The 20,331-nt window shown below is 44.1% G+C and carries 18 protein-coding genes; 12 read left to right on the top strand and 6 right to left on the bottom strand.

What is annotated here, in order from left to right:
• The first annotated feature begins 175 nt into the window (after positions 1-175).
• The 7 genes from argC (at position 176) to H5185_RS05725 (ending at position 8,367) form a co-directional block, all read left to right on the top strand.
• Positions 176-1,156 carry an N-acetyl-gamma-glutamyl-phosphate reductase gene (gene argC / locus H5185_RS05755; protein WP_182722983.1) on the top strand — a complete coding sequence of 327 codons (981 nt, stop codon included), beginning with the start codon at positions 176-178 and terminating at the stop codon, positions 1,154-1,156.
• A gap of 18 nt (positions 1,157-1,174) precedes the next feature.
• Positions 1,175-1,957, top strand: a complete 783-nt coding sequence (gene argB, locus H5185_RS05750) for an acetylglutamate kinase (RefSeq protein WP_182723122.1) — start codon at positions 1,175-1,177, stop codon at positions 1,955-1,957.
• Between the two features lie 14 nt (positions 1,958-1,971).
• Positions 1,972-2,877: an ornithine carbamoyltransferase gene (locus tag H5185_RS05745; RefSeq protein ID WP_124018204.1), complete on the top strand. Its 906-nt coding sequence runs from the start codon at positions 1,972-1,974 to the stop codon at positions 2,875-2,877.
• 93 nt (positions 2,878-2,970) lie between these two features.
• The gene (locus tag H5185_RS05740; protein ID WP_124018205.1) at positions 2,971-4,194 is read left to right on the top strand and encodes an argininosuccinate synthase; all 1,224 of its coding nucleotides are present in this window, start codon (positions 2,971-2,973) and stop codon (positions 4,192-4,194) included.
• Between the two features lie 155 nt (positions 4,195-4,349).
• The gene (argH, locus tag H5185_RS05735) at positions 4,350-5,714 is read left to right on the top strand and encodes an argininosuccinate lyase (protein ID WP_124018206.1); all 1,365 of its coding nucleotides are present in this window, start codon (positions 4,350-4,352) and stop codon (positions 5,712-5,714) included.
• A gap of 541 nt (positions 5,715-6,255) precedes the next feature.
• Positions 6,256-7,305, top strand: coding sequence for a hypothetical protein (locus H5185_RS05730; protein WP_182722984.1), 1,050 nt, complete (start codon positions 6,256-6,258; stop codon positions 7,303-7,305).
• Positions 7,306-7,311: 6 nt separating this feature from the next.
• Positions 7,312-8,367: a hypothetical protein gene (locus H5185_RS05725; protein ID WP_182722985.1), complete on the top strand. Its 1,056-nt coding sequence runs from the start codon at positions 7,312-7,314 to the stop codon at positions 8,365-8,367.
• A gap of 283 nt (positions 8,368-8,650) precedes the next feature.
• Here H5185_RS05725 and H5185_RS05720 read toward each other — a convergent pair whose 3' ends face one another.
• Genes H5185_RS05720 through H5185_RS05710 form a run of 3 tightly spaced genes read right to left on the bottom strand, consistent with a single transcriptional unit; the run spans position 8,651 to position 12,734 of the window.
• Positions 8,651-10,954, bottom strand: coding sequence for a xanthine dehydrogenase family protein molybdopterin-binding subunit (locus tag H5185_RS05720; RefSeq protein ID WP_182722986.1), 2,304 nt, complete (start codon positions 10,952-10,954; stop codon positions 8,651-8,653).
• Positions 10,938-11,417, bottom strand: coding sequence for a (2Fe-2S)-binding protein (locus H5185_RS05715; RefSeq protein WP_101084828.1), 480 nt, complete (start codon positions 11,415-11,417; stop codon positions 10,938-10,940). Before H5185_RS05715 ends, H5185_RS05720 begins: the two co-directional genes overlap by 17 nt.
• A gap of 18 nt (positions 11,418-11,435) precedes the next feature.
• A complete protein-coding gene (locus H5185_RS05710) occupies positions 11,436-12,734 on the bottom strand; it encodes a cytochrome c (RefSeq protein WP_182722987.1) in 1,299 nt (432 codons plus the stop codon).
• A 676-nt stretch (positions 12,735-13,410) separates the two neighbouring features.
• Here H5185_RS05710 and H5185_RS05705 point away from each other — a divergent pair.
• The 3 genes from H5185_RS05705 to H5185_RS05695 are packed head-to-tail and all read left to right on the top strand — an operon-like array spanning position 13,411 to position 15,593.
• Positions 13,411-13,728, top strand: a complete 318-nt coding sequence (locus tag H5185_RS05705; RefSeq protein WP_124018213.1) for a hypothetical protein — start codon at positions 13,411-13,413, stop codon at positions 13,726-13,728.
• A gap of 2 nt (positions 13,729-13,730) precedes the next feature.
• Positions 13,731-13,988 (top strand): hypothetical protein, encoded by a 258-nt coding sequence (locus tag H5185_RS05700; protein ID WP_182722988.1) that lies wholly within the window; start codon positions 13,731-13,733, stop codon positions 13,986-13,988.
• 15 nt (positions 13,989-14,003) lie between these two features.
• Entirely contained in the window at positions 14,004-15,593 is a 1,590-nt protein-coding gene (locus tag H5185_RS05695) for a PepSY domain-containing protein (RefSeq protein ID WP_182722989.1), read from the top strand.
• A gap of 68 nt (positions 15,594-15,661) precedes the next feature.
• Here the strand turns inward: H5185_RS05695 and H5185_RS05690 are convergent, their stop codons facing one another.
• Both H5185_RS05690 and H5185_RS05685 read right to left on the bottom strand, forming a co-directional pair.
• Positions 15,662-16,357 carry a pirin family protein gene (locus H5185_RS05690; RefSeq protein ID WP_124018216.1) on the bottom strand — a complete coding sequence of 232 codons (696 nt, stop codon included), beginning with the start codon at positions 16,355-16,357 and terminating at the stop codon, positions 15,662-15,664.
• Positions 16,358-16,402: 45 nt separating this feature from the next.
• The gene (locus H5185_RS05685; protein WP_182722990.1) at positions 16,403-16,849 is read right to left on the bottom strand and encodes a DoxX family protein; all 447 of its coding nucleotides are present in this window, start codon (positions 16,847-16,849) and stop codon (positions 16,403-16,405) included.
• A 149-nt stretch (positions 16,850-16,998) separates the two neighbouring features.
• Between H5185_RS05685 and H5185_RS05680 the strand changes: the two genes are divergently transcribed.
• Positions 16,999-17,892 (top strand): LysR substrate-binding domain-containing protein, encoded by an 894-nt coding sequence (locus H5185_RS05680; protein ID WP_182722991.1) that lies wholly within the window; start codon positions 16,999-17,001, stop codon positions 17,890-17,892.
• A 153-nt stretch (positions 17,893-18,045) separates the two neighbouring features.
• Here the strand turns inward: H5185_RS05680 and H5185_RS05675 are convergent, their stop codons facing one another.
• A complete protein-coding gene (locus H5185_RS05675; protein WP_182722992.1) occupies positions 18,046-19,248 on the bottom strand; it encodes an MFS transporter in 1,203 nt (400 codons plus the stop codon).
• 179 nt (positions 19,249-19,427) lie between these two features.
• Here H5185_RS05675 and H5185_RS05670 point away from each other — a divergent pair, with 179 nt between their 5' ends.
• Positions 19,428-20,309, top strand: coding sequence for a LysR family transcriptional regulator (locus H5185_RS05670; RefSeq protein WP_182722993.1), 882 nt, complete (start codon positions 19,428-19,430; stop codon positions 20,307-20,309).
• Positions 20,310-20,331 lie beyond the last annotated feature (22 nt).

The raw sequence follows: 20,331 nt of genomic DNA, 5'->3' as shown, positions 1-20,331 counted from the left end.
CCGACACCATAAATTGAACATTAGAAATGAAAATAAATATGTGCATTCTCGCTGCTAAATCCACTATATCAATAATCATCGCTAACTTCCTGCGACGATAGTTCTAAATTAGGCGGCTCCCGTCTAAATAGGCTATGCTGACACTTTCTCTCATTATCAAAAAGAAACCAAACTTATGAAAAGCATCGCAATTATTGGCGCCAGTGGCTACACAGGTGCACAAATCACCTCGTTAATTAATGCAGACACTAATCTAAGCGTTCAAGGTTTGTATGTATCAGAAAATAGTTTAGATAAAGGTCGTAAATTAGCTGATCTATACCCGGTATATAGCCACATGGCTTATACACTATCGCCATTATCTGATGATGCTAAAAAACGAATTGTAGCCGAAGCTGATGCAGTAGTATTAGCGACTGAGCATTCAGTGAGCCTAGAGCTTGCGGCATGGTTTTACCAGCAGGGTTTGGCTGTATTCGATTTAAGTGGTGCTTATCGTTTTGCTGATGTGGCGCAGTACCCTAAATGGTATGGCTTTGAGCATACTCATCCTGATGTGTTAGCTCAGGCAGTGTATGGCTTAGCTGAGTGGAATAGCGAACAAATTAAACAAACCAGAATGATTGCGGTACCTGGTTGTTATCCTACGGCATCACTTACTGCACTAAAACCGCTTAAACCATTTTTAACTGAAATGTACCCAGTGATTAATGCGGTTAGTGGTGTCACGGGAGCGGGACGTAAAGCGCAACTGCATACTAATTTTTGTGAAGTCAGCTTAACGCCATACGGCGTGTTAGGCCACAGACATCAGCCTGAAATTGCCACACACTTGGGTCAAGAAGTGATCTTCACGCCGCATTTAGGTAACTTTAAGCGCGGCATTTTAGCGACGATAACCGTACAGCTAAAGCCGGGCACTACCGAAGCGGATGTGATCAAGGCTTACAGCGTCTACGATAACGCCCCAATCGTAACGGTTAAGCACAACCAGTTTCCTAAAGTCGATGATGTAGTCAATACAGCCAATTGTCATTTAGGTTGGAAATATGATGCTAAAAGTGGTTATTTAGTGGTCGCCAGTGCGATTGATAATTTAATGAAAGGCGCTGCCAGCCAAGGGCTTCAGTGTATTAAAATCCATTTCGATGTGTAAGCGGATTAAGGAATAATAATAATGACTACAAAATCAGTGTTAGTGCTTAAAGTCGGTGGTGCTTTACTGCAATGCGAAATGGGTATGGCGCGCTTAATGGATACCGCTGCTGAAATGATTGCCGCGGGTCAACAAGTGATATTGGTACACGGTGGTGGGTGTTTAGTTGATGAGCAACTGACTGCAAATGGTAAAGAAACTATTAAATTAGACGGTTTACGCGTTACGCCTGCCGATCAAATTGCAATCGTGGTAGGTGCACTCGCTGGCTCGTCTAATAAAATTCTACAAGCCGCAGCCGCTAAAGCTGGCATTGTCAGTATCGGCATGAGCCTAGGAGACGGCAATGTCGTTACGGCTAAAATTAAAGATGAACGTTTAGGGCTGGTGGGCGAAGTTGAGCCAAAAGATGCTACCTATTTAAACTTTATTTTAAGCCAAGGTTGGATGCCAATTTGCAGTTCTATTGCCATTTCTAGCCAAGGCGAGATGTTAAATGTGAATGCTGACCAAGCCGCAACGGCACTTGCTAAATTAGTAAATGGCACCCTAGTGCTATTGTCAGATGTATCGGGTGTATTAGACGGTAAAGGCCAATTAATTCATAGCTTAAATAAAAGCGAAATTGAACACTTAGTCGCCCAAGGGGTGATTGAAAAAGGCATGAAAGTGAAAGTGGAAGCGGCACTAGAAGTTGCTCAGTGGATGGGGAAACCTGTGCAAGTGGCTTCGTGGCGCGACGCGGAACAATTAAAAACCTTAGTCAAAGGTGGGTCCGTCGGGACTCAAATACAACCTTAATGGAGTAGTCGTATATGCAGCACCTATTGTCGATAAAAGAGTTAACTCAATCTCAGCTATTAGCCATCATTGAATTGGCTAAAAAAATTAAGCACAACCCAGCTGAGTACCGTCGTGCCTTAGATGGAAAAAGTGTGGTGATGTTATTTGAAAAGCCATCACTGCGCACCCGAGTCAGCTTTGACATTGGCATTAATAAATTAGGTGGTCACTGCTTATACTTAGACCAACAAAATGGCGCCTTAGGTCAACGTGAAACCGTGGCAGACTTTGCAACTAATATTTCATGTTGGGCTGATGCCATTGTCGCGAGAACTTACTCGCATACGACTATCGAACAGCTCGCGCTGCATGGCACAGTACCAGTGATTAATGCATTGTCTGACTTATATCATCCTTGCCAGGCTCTGGCCGATTTTTTAACCTTATCCGAGCAGTTTGATGATGTAAGCCAAGCAAAATTAGCTTATGTTGGCGATGGTAATAACGTCACCCACTCACTTATTTATGGTGCGGCGATTTTAGGTATGACCATGACAGTGATATGCCCTGAAGGTGCATTCCCTGATGCATTAGTGGTCACCGAAGCACAAGCGTTAGCGCAAAAAAATGGTGGTAAGTTAACGTTGAGTGCTGACATTAATGCTATAGAAGGTCATGATGCTGTTTATACCGATACGTGGATTTCTATGGGCGATGACACTCCGCTTGCTGACATAAAAGCCCGTTTTGCACCGTACCAAGTTAACAGTGAGCTAATGGCTCAAGCTGGTGCTAAATTCTTTATGCATTGCTTACCAGCACATCGTGGCGTAGAAGTAACCGACGAGGTAATGGATGGTCAAGGTTCGTTGATTTTACATCAAGCAGAAAATCGCATGCATGCGCAAAATGCAGTATTAGTGACCTTATTAAGTTAGGCACATTATTTAAGTTATTCAAAAGATTAAGACAATAATGCCTCTGGCGTTATTTAAATTGAACATATACGTAATCGATTCTAGGAATTAAACATGTCTAGTGCAGTGAAAAAAACCGGCGTTAAAAAAGTGGTATTGGCATATTCAGGTGGTTTAGATACTTCAGCCATTATCCCGTGGTTAAAAGAAACCTATGATAACTGCGAAATCATCGCATTCTGTGCCGATGTAGGCCAAGGCGAAGAAGAGCTCGTTGGCTTAACCGAAAAGGCATTAGCCTCTGGTGCTTCTGAGTGCCATATTGTTGATCTAAAAGAAGAGTTTGTTGCCGATTATATTTACCCAACTATCGCCACGGGCGCTATTTACGAAGGCACTTACTTATTAGGTACTTCAATGGCGCGGCCGATTATTGCTAAAGCGCAAGTTGAAGTGGCCCGTAAAGTCGGCGCCGATGCGGTATGCCACGGCTGCACAGGTAAAGGTAACGACCAAGTGCGTTTTGAAGGTTGTTTTGCCGCATTAGCCCCAGACTTAAAAGTCATCGCGCCATGGCGTGAGTGGGAAATGCGTAGCCGTGAAGACTTGTTGGCTTACCTTGCTGAGCGCGGCATTAAAACCAGCGCCTCAGCGACCAAAATTTATAGCCGTGATGCCAACGCATGGCATATTTCACATGAAGGCGGTGAGTTAGAAGATCCGTGGAACGAGCCATCAAAAGGTGTATGGACGCTAACAGTCGCGCCAGAAGATGCACCAAATGAAGCAGAATATGTGTCGTTAGCGATTAAAAATGGTCGTGTTACCCATGTCAATGACGAGGCATTATCACCATATGCAGCATTAATGACGTTAAATGATATTGCTGCTAAGCACGGTGTTGGTCGTATCGACATTACTGAAAACCGTTTAGTGGGCATGAAGTCACGTGGTTGTTATGAAACCCCTGGTGGCACAGTGATGTTTGCTGGTTTGCGTGCCATTGAAGAATTGGTATTAGATAAAACCAGCCGTACCTGGCGCGAGCAGATTGCAGCCCAAATGTCGCACCTAGTGTACGACGGTCGTTGGTTTACGCCTTTATGTAAGTCACTTATCGCAGCATCTGAATCATTAGCGGAGTCAGTTAACGGTGATGTAGTGATTAAGCTGTATAAAGGCCAAGCAACAGCAGTTAAAAAGCGTTCGCCAAACAGCTTGTATTCAGAAGCTTTCGCTACCTTTGGTGAAGATGACGTATACGATCAAAAACACGCTGAAGGCTTTATTCGTTTGTATTCTTTAGCTAGCCGTATTCGCGCACTCAATACTAAATAACCAATACGGCAACCATATAAAGGCGCTGCAAAGCGCCTTTCTTATAATGACTTTTGGGCTAATGGCAGAGTCATTACAAGAAAGAGAATATGATTTACAGCTATATTATTGAACACCCAGTTCTTAACACAGTTTTTAATACAGAGGATACCGACATGGCGTTATGGGGCGGAAGATTTCAAGGTGAAACCAGTGCACTTTTCAAGTTATTTAATGACTCACTGCCGGTTGATTATCGCTTATTTGAACAAGACGTTGTTGGATCAATCGCATGGGCTGATGCTATTGCCAGCGTAGGCATTATTACTGCTCAAGAATGTACTGATTTAAAAGCGGCCCTCAATGAATTGCTGGTGGAAGTGGGTAATGATCCCCAAGCTATCATCAGCAATGGCGCAGAAGATATTCACAGTTTTGTTGAACAAAAGCTGATTGCCAAAGTCGGTGATTTAGGTAAAAAACTCCATACAGGCCGTTCACGTAATGACCAAGTCGCTACCGATTTAAAACTGTGGTGTAAAAAAGAAGGTGCAGCGCTGCTAGCGCGTTTAGGCACATTACACGCAGAATTAATTGCCCTTGCAGAGCGTGAAGTCGATGCAGTAATGCCTGGTTATACCCATTTACAGCGCGCACAACCGGTCACTTTTGGCCACTGGGCGTTGGCCTATGTCGAAATGTTCGAGCGTGATATTAGCCGTCTGCAAGATGCATTGGGGCGTGCCGATTCATGTCCATTAGGTTCAGGCGCACTTGCTGGTACCGCGTATCCTATTGACCGTCACGCACTCGCAGCAGCATTGAACTTTGCCCGCCCGACATTAAACAGTTTAGACAGTGTGTCAGATCGCGATCACGTGGTTGAATTATGTAGCACGGCGTCTATCAGCATGATGCATTTAAGCCGGATGGCCGAAGACTTAATTTTCTTCAATTCTGGTGAAGCTAATTTTATCTCGTTAAGCGATCAAGTTACCTCTGGCTCATCATTAATGCCACAAAAGAAAAACCCAGATGCATTAGAGCTTATTCGTGGTAAAACCGGCCGTGTTTATGGCAGTTTAATGGGGATTCTCACTACCATGAAAGCCTTACCTTTGGCTTACAACAAAGACATGCAAGAAGACAAAGAAGGCTTGTTTGATGTGGTCGACAGCTGGGCTATTTGCCTAGACATGGCTGCATTAGTGTTGTCGGGCTTAACCGTTAACCGCCCGCAAGCTTTGGTCGCGGCGCAGCAAGGTTATGCTAATGCCACTGAACTAGCCGACTACCTTGTGGCTAAAGGCATGCCATTTCGAGAAGCACATCATGTCGTCGGTGAGGTGGTGGTATTTGCCATTGGTGAGCAAAAGCCGATTGAAGACTTAAGCGTGGCAGAGTTGCAACAATTTGCTAAAGTGATTAGCGATGATGTGTATCCAAACCTTACGATTGAAGCGTGTTTAGAAAAGCGTGATGTATTAGGCGGCACTGCCATTAATCAAGTACAAGCCGCCATAGCGGCTAAAAAAGCGTAACCAATCTCATAAGATGAAGTGAGCAAAATAATCTGGCGGTTTGTCTTTGGCAGACAGTCTGTAAAGCCCTATGGATACAAGTCTATAGGGCTTTTTTATGTCTAACACTGCTTATAGATAACCAGCATTCGGGATAAGAGTGCAGCTTATCTATTATGTTTTGATCTGAGTCAGCGTAAATATCAGTAAATTTTTTGCACATACTTTGATTCTTGAGCATCTCAAACAGGTGAACTAAGTTTTTATCTAATATTGGAGTAAAAGCTTAAAACATATGTGTTAGTGCTTACTGCCATTGTTAAATCCTTGTTATCGCCTATTGGTAAGATCTGCTCTCGATATCGACCACTTATCGATTGTTTTGATTCAAACACTCGGGTGTTTTTGGTGTAAAAATCTTGATTTTTAAGAGTTGCATTGTTTTATTTCTGCTCTATGTTGATGTTGGTGCTGGAGTGAAATGCATCAATTCGGTAACAAAAATATAAAAAAACACGCACACGGCGCAGGCTGATGTAGCGGAAAATATAAGGATATTGCGATGAAAAAATCTCTATTTTTATTATTAGCGGGTTTATTAACTGGTGCAGCACAAGCATCTGTGGGGGGATACCCTGTGGTGTTAGTGCACGGCTTTCAACCCGATAACTTACAAAGCAAACCGACTGGGGAGAAGGTAAGCGAAAATGGTGGCCAATATTGGGCACAGTATTGGCGTGATCGCGCAGACGAACGTATTGATTGGCCCTCGCAAGAGCGCATTGCCAATAAAATTACCAGCCAATATGTATGGCCTAAACTACAGCAATTATCGCGTTCAGGGACATGTGACAGTGGTTGTGTATTTGTCACCCATTCTACTGGTGATTTAGTGATGCGCTATATTATTGATAACCAAGCGTTATGGTTACAAAATGCCGGTTTAAAACCGCTTAATATCGTCGCCACATTTGATTTTTCTGGTGCCGGCGGTGGTGTTGAGCTGGCAGATTTAGCCGCGAATGTTGCCAGTGGCTCAGGTTTACTGGATAGCACATTAAAACTTGCAGTATCACTATGGTTAGGTGAGCTGCCGTCGTCATCCAATATTGGGGTATTGAATGACTTACGTGTAAATACTGCACGTCAATTGGCCGCGTTTCCTGACAGTCGAGTTCCACGTTTGCGTTTTGCTGGTGCAGGTTCTGACTTTCTCGGTGTCACGGGGGCATTTTTACCCGGCGAAGATGATGGTGTTGTTGCCAGTCACTCGAGTTGCGGTGCTGCATCAGTTGGCAGTTACAACAGTTGCTCACGCAGCGTGGCATTTGATGGCAAGCTCACTTCAACAAATGGCCCAAGTGGATTTATGCCTTATCACTATCCGATGTTAATGAGTAAAGGGTATAGCCATGGCGATACCATTTTAAATAGCGCTAAAGATGAAGTGACTTCTGCTAATAGTCGTGCCAATTATCTCAATGGCGATAACTTACAATTCAGCACCTATGATGAAAAACGTGGCTGGTGGATATTTAGTTCGCGTTATAGATTGGTGAGTAATTCGAATAAAACCAGTATGTCAGCACTGGTATATCAAGCAGCTAACTAAGCGTATATGAAATATAAAAAACTCGCTATAACCATTACCCTACTTGTTGTAGCGGTAGGGTATGGGATATACCGCTATACCGCAGAGCCGACACTTAAGCCGTCTCTGGCGGTTGCTGTAGCGCCGGTTGATCTTGTGTCTGTTCAGTCCAAGGTGCCCTCGATGAAGCCAAAGCAGATAACCGTAGTTGAAAAGCTGCCTGAATCGATCAGCGACAGCTTTCAGCTTATGGCTCAGGCTTATGCTAGTGACCTGACTTTGCCCGCTTATTCGATACCACTGTCAGCTAATGACAGTACCTTGCTTAACCCTAATGCTTATATCCCACAAGCGGTTTTGTTACAAGATGGCGCCAGCGCCAGTATCGTGTTACCACAATACCGCTTTAGTTTTCCAGAACCTGTGGTGGTAAAGCTTGAAGTAAAGGGATTAGTGGTTAATGGTGCAAGTGTATCGTTACGCAGCGAGCTTGCAGGTGGAACAGAGGCATTAGTGGCTAAAACCATGCTAGGGAGTGATGGAGAATGGGCGATAACTCTCGATGCCGAAGAGGATTGGGATGGCCCAATAGAGATCAGTGTAACCTTTAGTGCTAAGGGCAAAAAGCAAACGCTAAAAACCGGTATAGAATATAGTCATCCTACTGCAACCATAACTGGAGTCGGGGATATTCGTGCTGAAGGCAGTGATATGTTGATCCCGGTTAAAGTGGATGTCGAGCTAGCGGGCTATTATCGCTTACGTGCCAATTTATATACAGCAGATAAGCAGCCGATTGCCTTGCTAACTGGCTCAGACAAGCTGACACAAGGCTCAGTGGTGTTGGATCTTAAAGCCTATAAAGAAGTGTTAGCACAATATAAAGGCCCTTATGTTCTAAGCACATTTGTATTGGAGCGTCGTCCAGCTGTGCCCGGTGAATTAACTCAGTACGGCCATAGTGAGGAACCTGCCTATGAGCTAGGTGACTTTGCCGTTGAGTCGTTATCTGATGAGCCATGGCAACCCGATGAGCAAGAAATGCAGCGACTTGAGTTTTTGCAAAAAATGGCAGGAGACTAAGGTTTAGCCATTGTTACTTACATTATCTAAAAAACCGCATTAGTAAATAGTGCGGTTTTTTTTGTGTATAAGTAACGTCAAATTAGCCATGTATGCAGCATGAAATTGTGCAGGTAATCCGATTATTTTTTTAGTTTTTTCAATAGTTTCAATGTATTTTTTTTAATCAGTTCTATACTGAAATTGGCTTCACTGTCTATTCAAGCAATGGCAATGATGAGGTTAAGTGGGTATAAAAAAGCCCAGTCATTATGATAAAGACTGGGCTATTAGTGCAGATAAATTATGCTTTAGTTAACGCGCTTTTCACGTCGCTAGGCTTCATCGGGATTTTACGTAAACGCACCCCAACTGCCTGGTAGATTGCATTGGCAATCGCTGGCGCAACAGGAGTTACCGCCGGTTCACCTAATCCAGAGGGTGGCATTTTGCTCGGGATAAACTCGATTTTAACGTCTGGAGTTTGACCTAAACGCAGCGGGGTATAAGTATCGAAGTTTGAGTCTTTATACTGACCATTAAGCAGTTCAGTACCTTCATACAAGGCCATCGATAATCCCCATAATGCCGCGCCCTGACACTGCGCTTCAGCGCCATTAGGGTCAACAATAATACCAGCATCGATAGCGATATACAGTTTCTGAACATTGACAATACCGTTGCTTTTGTCGACATGAACTTGTACTGCACACGATACCCATGTTGGCATGTCACGCTCTTGGCCAAAGGTTGATGCAATTCCAAGCGCTGTATCTTTGGCTTGTGGAGTACCCCAACCAATCATCTCAGCAGCTTTCTTAAGTACTGCGGCTTGGCGAGCCGCGCCACCTTCAGCAACGGGTGTGCTACCAGCATTTCGGCCTTCGGCAATAAGCATGTCTAGGCGGAACTGCAATGGATCTTTACCCGCGTGATGTGCCGCTTCATCCATAAAGCTTTCAACAGCCCAACCTGTCCAACCTGGTCCAACTGAACGTAACCAACCTGGTCTGAAGGTCGCAATCGCAAGATCATTGGATACCGCACGTACTTTTTGAGCTCCAACAGTGTACCAATGGTCTGCGCCGGCAATCGAGAACGGATCATACGGTTCACCATTGGTGCCTTTAGGCATAAATCCTGGGGCTAATACTTGAGTTGGCCAACCTGCTGTGGCGTGATGTTCCATTGCGGTAACCGCTTTTTTGTCATCAAATGCCATTTTTAGCTGTTGAACTGATGCAGAACGTGCGCTATCAAATAACATGTCTTGTGGACGCATCATCACCATTTTAACCGGTTTACCGCCTAATGCTTTAGAGGTCAATGCCGCTGGAATGGTGTAGTCGCCGTTAAGTCTGCGGCCAAAGCCACCGCCTAACATGTAGCTACGAATAACAATGTTAGCTTCTTCTTCACCTAATGCTGTTGCTAATACGGGGAGGGTAAGTGATTGCCACTGACAACCTGAATGCACTTCCCATATACCGTCTTGGTTTTTAAATACCAAGGCGTTAAGCGGTTCCATTTGCGCATGTAATACCGTGCTGGTGATGTATTCTTCTGCAATGGTGCTTTTGGCACTGGCAAATGCTGGCTCAGTGTCAGCATTGCCCGTGTCTAAAATACTGCCTTTGGTTTGATCGCCAAGTAATTTTTGACCATGAGCAATTATGTCTGCTTCAGACACTTTGGCCGTTTTACCCGCATCCCATGTAACCTTTACCAGCTTTGAGGCTTTTTGGGCCGCATTGAAGCTGCTGGCGATAACCATTAACCATCCTGGCACACTGCCACTGGCATCATCTAGTACGATAGTTTGTTGGTAACCCTTTACTGCTTTTGCTGCAGAGTCATCAAACTTAACGACTTTAGAGCCATAACGTGTAGGAGGCAGAATAGGGTTGGCGTACACCATGCCATCAACTTTCGCATCGATACCAAATATGGTTTTACCATTGGTCTTGTTGGCGATATCAAGAGACGTTACCTGTTGACCAACAAGTTTAAGATCGGCATTAGGTTTCAGCGGCAGGGTTTTCAGTTCTTCTTCAGTAAACTGACGTGTTAAGCCCATAGTGACTAATTCACCGTAAGATAGCTCGCCTTTAGTTGAGATAATTTTACCGTTACTGGCTTTACAGTCTTTTGCAGCGATGCCCCATTTTTTAGCCGCAGCTTCAATTAACGCTGTACGACCAGCAGCACCTGCTTGACGGTATACAGGCCAACTTTGCGAAATAGACCAGCTGCCACCCGTAACCATGTAACCCCAGCGTGGATCACTGTCGACATGGATAATTTCAATATCATCCCATGAAGCTTCTAGTTCATCAGCAAGAATACGAGCAATAGCAGTACCGACATGTTGGCCCATTTCTGAGCGCATAATGTTGACTTTAATTTTGCCGGCGGTATCGATTGAGTACCATAAAGACGGTTCGTAAATGTCGCCTTCACTTGGTAATACTTTACCGTCAGGGCTAGCCGGATCCATTGCCGCCATTAAATGGCGAGGAAAACCAAAGCTGACACCAACCGCTGTCATGGCAATTAAAAAACCGCGGCGGGTTATCCCAGCCGATCCACGTTTAGGCAGTCTGCTCATCGTTGCTCTCCTTGATTGCGTTTGCTGCTTCATGAATGGCGCTACGAATACGAACGTAGGTCATACAACGACATAAGTTTCCGCCCATCACAGCGTCAATGTCTTTGTCTGAAGGCTCTGGAATGTCTTTTAGTAGTGCTGCAGCTTGCATAATTTGGCCCGACTGGCAGTAACCACACTGTGGTACTTGCAGTTTTTGCCAAGAAATTTGTAATGGATGATCGCCCTTTTCAGAAAGTCCTTCAATCGTGGTGATTTCAGCTCCTTCAACTGACGATATCGGGGTTATACACGAACGTGTCGCTCGGCCGCCAACATGGACGGTACAGGCACCACAGGTACCAATACCACAGCCAAATTTGGTGCCTGTCATATCCAGTTCATCACGAATAACCCACAGTAGAGGAGTATCACTCTCTACGTCGGCAGTCATCGGTTTGCCGTTTAAAATAAATTTTGCCATTGTCACTTCTCCAGTGAATTAGTGCTCAAATCGGGGTTGATTGCGGATCTCGCCCACTTTTTGTTGTAGTTTTGGCCAGGTGTTTTCCCCAGCTGCTTGACGCAAATAGGCTGCTATTGCGGTAATATCATCATCGTTAAGTGCATCGCGGAATCCTGGCATTACAACGCCGCTAATCCCTTGGTCGCTGCGTACGCCATCCAGTATTACGTTAATTAGGTTGCTTGGATCATTAAGATGTGTTGCTGAGCCAATAGTAATCAATGGTCGCCCTTTCACTAATTGCTCGCTGTTGTAGTGGCATGCTTGGCAAGCCGTCGCATATAAACGTGCACCTTGATCAATCCGCTGATCTGGTTGTTGATCTTGTGCCGCTATTGCTGCCTGTAAGGTGCTACTTGAGTCAGGCTCGTCGGTATTATTGGTACCGGAAATCTCAGCAAAGTATCCACTAATGGCTTCTATGTCACTGTCAGGTAGAGCTGACAGACCTTTGTGCATAACCGGCGCCATTGGGCCTGCCGCACTACCATGGTAAGGCGAGTTACCAGTAGTAAGATATTCGTAAAAGTCTTGCGCGCGCCATGGCAGAGGTGAAGTACTCGTTGATGTTAATGATGGTGCTATCCAGCCATCAATGGCAGCCCCTTGATACATTTGTGCATATTTTTCGCCGCCCAACGCATTACGTGGTGTATGACATGCACCACAGTGAGCAATACCTTCAGCTAAGTAAGCCCCACGGTTCCATTCTGCAGATTGCTGGCTGTTGATCTCAAAAGGTTGGGTGTCAGCAAACAGCAGTTTCCAACCAGCTTGAAACCAGCGGATGTTGAGTGGAAATGGAATACCGTTGTCTTTTTTGGCTTGGTTAACTGCCGGAACTGACGTCATGATGTACGCGTAAATCGCGTTTATGTCATCGTCGGTCATTTTATTAAAGTGTTCATAAGGGAACGCAGGCAATAAATGATGTCCATCGCGGCTCACACCAGTGCGCATGGCTCGAGCAAAAGCGGCTTGCGACCAGCTACCAATGCCTGTTTCGGCATCAGGAGTGATGTTACTTGAGTAAATGGTGCCAAAGTCAGTATGCATTTCATAGTTACCAGCATAGGCGGTGCCACCAGGTGGTGTATGACAAGTACTGCAATAGCCTGCTGCGGCTAAGACTTTACCTTGTTCTATAACGTGTGGAGAGTAATCTGTTTGAGTAGGTTCGACGGGATCAATTGCTGGGTGCCAAGCATATATACTGAATATACCTAATCCAACAATAGCTGCGCCACATACGCCGTAAACGATGCGCTTTAGCATATAACATTGCCTTATTTTAAATAAAAAATGATATTAGAGAAGGGAATATCTCATTTAACATTCCCTGTTCGACTTTGTATTATTATTGTGATTGGTCAAATATTAATCCTAAGCAAGGGATAGCCCTTTGTCCAGCATTGATAATGACGGATCTTGTATTGCATTAGAATAAAATAATACAGCACTGTGCTGATAAGTAACATTGAGTACGGTAAAAAAAATATTATAGTTAATTTTATGTTAGTTAACCGTTTTTTAGGTTTACTCTATGTTGCGTTAATCATAGCGTTCTATGACAAATGTGACAGGTACAACAAGATTGATGAGCGAGTGGACGTGCGGTCTTAACCCCCCCTATTTTCTGACTGACTCCTTTATATATTATGCAGCCTTCATTTGCCTATGACTGACTTGTTCCATGGTTATATAAGGTAGTAACCATGTGATTACCTCTAAGGTGGCTTGTTTCAAGGCGGTAATTCTCTTAGTAACTCTGCCTTTCACCTGGATATACCATTGTGGCAATGATATCGCTAAGTGGATAAAGCGCTTTTAGATTGCCGATCCAGAGTTATTGTTAAGCCTGATTGACATTCTACTTGTAATAACCGAGTACATTTAGGATAATTAATGCAAATCATTATCATTTGCGTTAATCGGCTTGGGATTGTATCAAATGGAACTTGTCAGTGTATCTTCTTTATGGCTTGGTTGTTTGTTTGCCTATTTGGCATCTGACAAACAGCAGCTCATTAGTTTGCCTTTCCCTAAATTATTAGCTTGGAGCTTGTGCTGTTTAGCGGTGTTATTTTCTGTGTGGGGATTTAGTCATACATACAGTGTATTAGTTGCCAGTTTAGTGGTGCTGATTTGCATGATGACCATGTGGATATTGCTGGTGCTGGTGGCCTCGCACTATAAAGGTCGAAGCATCTGGGTCAGTTCGCTAGGCTTTGCATTGTTTGTCAGTATCCTCCTTATTGGGGTTAAATAACCATGTGGCCTAAATCTGTTGCTGCATTTTTATGGGGATTAGTACTGGCCATCAGTTTAATGCTCATCGTCTTTCGGATATTGCCGGCTGCTGTTGATGTAAAACTATTTGTGGGGCTAATGCTGGGTTTTTGTGTGTGGGTTGGGGTGATGACATTTTGTTATAGCCGCAATAGCGCAAAGGCGGCCAGTGTCGTATGTGTAAAATGGCTTATGGCCAGTAGCCTTATCAATGCGTTGTTATTTTTTTCTCAAACTTAAGTCATGAATACCTCAATGAAGTCTGATTATCCCGTTAAGCACAAGGTCATTAAAAATCTTATCGAAGCCCATAGCTGGCTTGGACTAATTATTTCACCGTTATTATTTTTGGTTTTTTGGGCTGGAGCCGTAACCTTATTTCACGATGAGATTACTCAATGGGCCGTCACCCCGCATCATCCAATTGATCCTACTCAAGTTGATATTCCTTTAGCAAAACTTGTCGAGCAAAAAAGGGCTGAATACCCAATGGATCAAACTGGCCGTTTTCGGATTAATATGCCGACCCAGCTAGTACCTTATTATATTTTTTACTTTGACAAAGTGAGAGACGATCCACAATCAGCATCTCAGTCAATGGCGATACTGGTTGATCCTAAAAGCGGTGAAACTGTGGCTGATAAGGATGACTTTTATTTATCACAATTTATTTACCGCCTGCATTACAACCTTGATCTGCCTGGCGGCAGTTATTTAATTGGTGTGGTGACGCTGATTTTTCTATTTGCGTTAGTCTCGGGTATTTTTATCCATGCGCGTAAATTACTGAAACATTTCTTTTTGTATCGTGTCGATAAACAACGCCGGGATAAATTACTTGATCTTCATACTGTTGTTGGGGTGATGACACTACCTTTTACTTTGATGTATGCGTTGAGTGGCTTGATCCTTAACTTGGCCATAGTGTTTCAGCTGGCTTTTGTGGTGTTTATTTATCAGGGCGATCGACAAGCTTTGTTTAATGATGCCGGTTTTAACCGTAGCAGCGAACCTCGCAGTGAAATGCCACTGGATATGAGCAATGCGTTTACCTTAATTGAACACACTACACAGCAAGCGAATTTTGAATTACGGAATATTATTTTCCACCATTACGGCGCCGATAACGCTCTGGTACAAGTACGTGGAACCGACACGGTTAATTTTGCCCAACGAGATGAAGTGACCTATCGGGTTCAGGACGGCACTGTGATGGATAAGGTTAATGCCGATAATTACAATGTGTTCCGTCAAGGTAGAGATGTATTAGTGACATTGCATTTTAGTAACTTTGCAGGCTTAGATATCCGTATTTTGTACTTTATTTTGGCGCTAGCTATCAGTGCCATGATTGTGACAGGCAATATGCTATGGATTAATAAACGCAGTGCTCAGCGCCAGTCTTCTCCGCGCAGTATTGCTATCGTAACTGCCATGACGATTGGCGGCTGTGGTGGCATTATTGTGGCGACAGCAGTTGGTTTTTTGTGTGAACGACTATTACCCACAGCCTTAATAGGGCGAGGGGAATGGCTGGTGGGTTGTTTTGTAACGTCACTGTTGGCCGTCATGTTGTACAGTCTAAAAGTGAGTGATATTAAGCGTCATATCAGTCAGTTGCTGTTACTCACCAGTGGCATATTAGTCATCACTGTTGTGTCAGATTGGTTGTTGTTTTCTGAGCAAATATTAGCATTATGGCAAGGTGGTTATCATGGCGTCATCGGCATCCAAGTCGGCATGATACTGATAACAGCAGTGTGTTTATGGACCGCTAGTCAGTTAAGAGTATCACCTTGTTCGCTGCCAACAATGGCTAAAAATATCACAGCTGCCAATGGATAATGGATTGATATAAATTGATTAAACCTGTGAACAACACTATCACAGGCTTAATCATTAACTAGGCTGATCTAGGGCAAATCAAAAATCAGTGCTGTTGACTGAGTGTCCGCTGGATTAACCAAGGTCACTGTGGTGATGTCGGTGAGTTTAGCACCGTCTCCTGCACTCAGATTTTGCTCATCAATACTTAGCTGTCCAGCCACCTGATGCACGTATACTTTGCGTCCAACAGTAACCTGATAGGTTATTTCGGAGTTAGGTGCCAGAATCAGTTGTGACAATGTCGCATTTTGCTTGATTTGCAAGGTACCTTTGTCACCCGTTGGCGTAGCTATCGTCGTTAGTCCTACTGCTTGACCAAAGTTTTTTTGTTGGTATCCAGGCGTGTTACCTAAGGTATTTGGCTGGATCCAAATTTGCAAAAACTTCAGTGATTCAGTTTTTGATGCATTGTATTCACTGTGACTAATACCGCTACCCGCTGACATCAATTGAAATTCCCCAGCGGGTAATACTTCAACATTGCCTTCGCTGTCTTTATGGGCGATAGAGCCTTCAAGTACGTAGCTGATAATTTCCATGTCACGGTGACCATGAGTAGCAAATCCTGCACCTGGAGTGACGCTGTCATCATTGATGACGCGTAGCGCTGAAAAGCCCATGTGCTCTGGATCGTAATAACTACCAAATGAAAAGCTGTGCTTACTGTCTAACCAGCCAAAATTAGCTTTACCGCGTTCACTTGCAAGTCGTAATGTAATCATAATGTGCTCCTAAAGCGTGATCTAAATACAGAATATAAGCTCGGCTTACTTAGCTAATTTCGCGGCAATGACGTTATCTATCCCAACTCTGCCTGAACCCGATATTGCCAGTGACACTGTGATAGCCAACAGTGCTAACGCAAATTCATAACCGTTATTTGCCATAAATAAACCGTTACTGATGTGTACGCTAGCAATGGCGATGACCATAGTGAACGCTAACACCACCGCAGCTGGACGAGTCAGTAAGCCTAATAGAATGAACAAGCCACCGAAAAGCTCTGCACTGCCAGCCATAAACGCCATTAATACGCCTGGTTCCATGCCAATCGATGCCATCCATTGTCCTGTGCCTTCTAAACCATAACCGCCAAACCAACCAAACAATTTTTGTGCACCGTGAGCCATAAAAATAATCCCAACTGGTACACGTAATGCCAAGGTACTGAAACCAGCGGTAGAGCGAGTGATATTTTTGATTAGTGCTTTCATGATAGTTATCCTCAATAAATTTAAACATAATATAAATACTGCTGTGAGTAGGTCTCACTGATTGATAATGAGTATATTGAGACTTGATTGAATAAAAAATCGGAATAAACTGAGCTCATAGTTCAAAATAATTGAATATGGAGTTAGCCATGCACCATGCCATTACGATTGATGCATTACGGGCGCTAGACGCCATAGAGCGTAAAGGCAGTTTTGCTGCTGCGGCCGCGTCACTGTATCGGGTTCCGTCAGCATTGACCTATACCATCAAAAAACTTGAAGATGATATGGGCACGGCATTATTTGACCGAACAAAACAAAAAGCCCAGCTGACGCCCGCAGGCAAAATTGTGCTGGAACAAGGACGGCAAATCTTACTCGCCACCAATCGGTTGATTGATTCAGTGCAGCAGTTAGAGTCAGGTTGGGAAACCGAAATTCGGCTGTCGCGCGATACTGTCATTCCTCAAGCGCCACTGTTTCAGTTGATTGAGCAATTTAACCAATTAGATCATTCAGTCGACATTAGTATCGATGTCGAAGCCGTCGGCGGAGGCTGGGATGCATTACACAGTCGCCGTGCCGATATTGTCATTGGCGCATCTGGGGAGTTGCCTCGAGGCGTATTTCAAACCCATAAAATCGGTGAAATTGAATTTGTATTTGCAGTAGCACCGCATCATCCATTGGCGTTTGTTGATGGCGTGTTAGAAGCTGACAAGCTCACTGAATACGCTTCAGTGGTGGTTGCTGATACCGCACAATTTTTGCCGACACGCAGCAGTGGCCTGTTTAAAAGTAAGCAGGTGATTAAAGTGAACACCATGGAAACCAAGATAGCTGCCCAATTGCAAGGGCTCGGGATTGGCTTTTTACCTAAGCATATGGTGCAATGCTACTTTGACAGTGGTGAATTAATTGAAAAAAAATGTTCAATTCCAAGGCCAAATCAGAGTTTGTATCTTGCCTGGCATAAAGATCATCAAGGTCGCGCTTTTGACTGGTTTGTGGAGCATTTACCTAACGCTGACTGGGGTTTGTAGCATCTGATGAGAACACAGTAACGACCAATGCGAGGTCGCAGATACGAGCTCACATTGGCGTTAATCAATCTAATCAGCATAATTGTGATATTGAATATCGACGTTGATGTCGTTGCTAAACAACTCGCTTAACTATTCCTAATTCCTATTCCTTTAACTATTCGCTTGAACACTCATTTGAACATTCTTGCTAACGTTAGTTTTCTTGTCCAGAAAGCCACTGAAACGTGTTAATCCTAGCGCTATAACCACAATCACAGCACCAACCCAAGGGGTATGCATTAGTCCTGCCTTAGCAACAATTAGCCCACCTCCCCAAGATCCAAGAGCAATTCCGACATTAAAAGCGGCAATATTTAATCCTGAAGCCACATCAACAGCATCGGGGGTGTACTTCTGCGCAAGTGACACCACGTAAACTTGTAGCCCGGGTACATTACCAAATGCAAAAGTGCCCCAGATTAAAATAGTGATCACAGCAGCAATAGGGTTAACCGCAGTAAAGTTAAATACCACTAATATGGTCGCAAGACCGCTGAAAATAATGCTTAACGCTTTAATTGGGCCCATTTTATCGGCCATTTTTCCGCCCCAAATATTACCAATGGCAACCGATATCCCGTATACCAACATGATTAGGCCAATAGATTGAGCTTCAAAACCAGACACTTGCTCTAAAATGGGGGCTAAAAAAGTAAAGGCCGTGAATGTGCCGCCATAACCTAGCGCAGTAATGGCATAGACCAGTAATAACCTTGGTTGAGTCAGTACTTTTAATTGCGATGATAATTTTGCCGCTGGTGGCTGGCTTAAATTACTCGGTACCAGCAAGCTACTGCCAATCAAGGCCACAAACCCAAGGATTGCGACAGTTAAGAAAGTAGCTTGCCAGCCAAAGGTTTGGCCAATGTAAGTGCCCAAAGGAACTCCTGTCACCAAGGCGACGGTTAATCCGGTAAACATAATGGCAATTGCACTGGCGGCTTTCTCTTTTGGCACTAACCCTGTGGCAATAGTTGAGCCAATAGAGAAAAACACTCCGTGGGCTAGCCCTGTGATAATACGTGCGGCGATTAAGGTTTCGTAACCGGGCGCTTGCCAAGCTAGTAGGTTACCAGCCACAAACAGTACCATTACTGACAGCAATACATGTTTGCGATTCCATTTTCCTGTTAATGCCGTTAGTACCGGTGCACCTATCGCAACACCAAGAGCATATAGGCTAACGAGTAACCCGGCGGAGGGTAAAGACACGTTAAGGTCTTGCGCCATCGTGGGTAGCAATCCCACAATGACAAATTCTGTTGTTCCTATGGCAAAGGCGCTAAGCGTCAGTGCAAGTAAAGCTAACGGCATGGTGTAGTCCTCTTTGAGTCATCAGTTAAATTGCTTGTCTGTTAATAGCGGCTATTATTGATTAGATTTTTGTTGCCAAAAACAGTATCTTTAGCAAATGACTTTTGTAATAAATAACAGTAATTGATACTAATAACCTCCAATCGGGATAACCCTTGAGGTTCATGAATGGGGTAGCCATGTTGACGCGATCTGATGACTTAGATATTTTATTAACTGTGGTCGACAGTGGCGGGTTTTCTGCTGCGGCAGACTCACTCAATATTCAAGTTGCGCGGGTGTCTCGTGCAGTGAGTAAAATTGAGCAACAACTTGGGGTGACCATATTAAATCGCACCACGCGGCGGATTGAATTAACCGATGAAGGGCGGCAATTTGTTGAGTCTGTTCGTTGCGGTTTATTGCAGTTGCAGCAAGCTGAGGATGATTTGGTTCGCCGTGGTGAACTACCGCAAGGGCGTTTGCGCGTCGATGCTGCCAGCCCATTTGTGTTCCATCAGTTAGTGCCGTTAGTACAAAATTTTCGCGCAACCTATCCAGATATCGAACTTGTGCTGACCTCTAATGAAGGTTATGTCGATTTATTAGAAAAACGCACCGATGTGGCAATTCGTATTGGAAAATTAGCAGATTCAAGCTTGTACGCGCGGCCATTAGGTCACAGCGCGTTACATATCGTTGCCTCGGCAGACTATTTAGCACGTCGTGGAGTACCGCAAAAGGTAGCCGATTTAGCCAATCATGATTTGCTTGGTTTTACCGAACCTAAAGTGCTGAATCAATGGCCACTAAAGGGCTGCGATGCGATTACTCCAACGATCAGCACCAGCAATGGCGAAACCCTGCGCCAACTGGTATTAGCGGGTAATGGTATCGCATGTTTATCGGGATTTATGATCAAAAATGACCTCGTCGCAGGGCGATTAGTGCCAATGCTCATGAATGAAAAAATCATCGCAACAGAACGTGAACAAATTAATGCTGTGTATTATAAGTCGTCAATAGTGGCTAGGCGGATCTCGGCATTTATTGAGTTTATTCAGCCAAGGTTAACCTTGTAAATTAACATCCCTTTATACAAGA

Source organism: Shewanella sp. SG44-6 (genome assembly GCF_014164185.1).
Classification (GTDB): Bacteria; Pseudomonadota; Gammaproteobacteria; order Enterobacterales; family Shewanellaceae; genus Shewanella; species Shewanella vesiculosa.
The sequence above is the reverse complement of the archived record's forward strand: the minus strand, read 5'-3'. Positions and strand labels throughout refer to the sequence as shown.

Excerpts from the sequence above, each read along its gene's own strand:
- H5185_RS05675 (WP_182722992.1), bottom strand. The coding sequence starts at position 19,248 with ATGCCGTTAGCTTTACTTGCACTGACGCTTAGCGCCTTTGCCATAGGA.
- H5185_RS05720 (WP_182722986.1), bottom strand. The coding sequence starts at position 10,954 with ATGAGCAGACTGCCTAAACGTGGATCGGCTGGGATAACCCGCCGCGGT.
- H5185_RS05705 (WP_124018213.1), top strand. The coding sequence starts at position 13,411 with ATGGAACTTGTCAGTGTATCTTCTTTATGGCTTGGTTGTTTGTTTGCC.
- H5185_RS05725 (WP_182722985.1), top strand. The coding sequence starts at position 7,312 with ATGAAATATAAAAAACTCGCTATAACCATTACCCTACTTGTTGTAGCG.
- H5185_RS05710 (WP_182722987.1), bottom strand. The coding sequence starts at position 12,734 with ATGCTAAAGCGCATCGTTTACGGCGTATGTGGCGCAGCTATTGTTGGA.
- H5185_RS05695 (WP_182722989.1), top strand. The coding sequence starts at position 14,004 with ATGAAGTCTGATTATCCCGTTAAGCACAAGGTCATTAAAAATCTTATC.
- H5185_RS05700 (WP_182722988.1), top strand. The coding sequence starts at position 13,731 with ATGTGGCCTAAATCTGTTGCTGCATTTTTATGGGGATTAGTACTGGCC.
- H5185_RS05730 (WP_182722984.1), top strand. The coding sequence starts at position 6,256 with ATGAAAAAATCTCTATTTTTATTATTAGCGGGTTTATTAACTGGTGCA.
- H5185_RS05715 (WP_101084828.1), bottom strand. The coding sequence starts at position 11,417 with ATGGCAAAATTTATTTTAAACGGCAAACCGATGACTGCCGACGTAGAG.
- argH (WP_124018206.1), top strand. The coding sequence starts at position 4,350 with ATGGCGTTATGGGGCGGAAGATTTCAAGGTGAAACCAGTGCACTTTTC.
- H5185_RS05740 (WP_124018205.1), top strand. The coding sequence starts at position 2,971 with ATGTCTAGTGCAGTGAAAAAAACCGGCGTTAAAAAAGTGGTATTGGCA.
- argC (WP_182722983.1), top strand. The coding sequence starts at position 176 with ATGAAAAGCATCGCAATTATTGGCGCCAGTGGCTACACAGGTGCACAA.
- H5185_RS05685 (WP_182722990.1), bottom strand. The coding sequence starts at position 16,849 with ATGAAAGCACTAATCAAAAATATCACTCGCTCTACCGCTGGTTTCAGT.
- H5185_RS05670 (WP_182722993.1), top strand. The coding sequence starts at position 19,428 with ATGTTGACGCGATCTGATGACTTAGATATTTTATTAACTGTGGTCGAC.
- H5185_RS05690 (WP_124018216.1), bottom strand. The coding sequence starts at position 16,357 with ATGATTACATTACGACTTGCAAGTGAACGCGGTAAAGCTAATTTTGGC.
- H5185_RS05680 (WP_182722991.1), top strand. The coding sequence starts at position 16,999 with ATGCACCATGCCATTACGATTGATGCATTACGGGCGCTAGACGCCATA.
- H5185_RS05745 (WP_124018204.1), top strand. The coding sequence starts at position 1,972 with ATGCAGCACCTATTGTCGATAAAAGAGTTAACTCAATCTCAGCTATTA.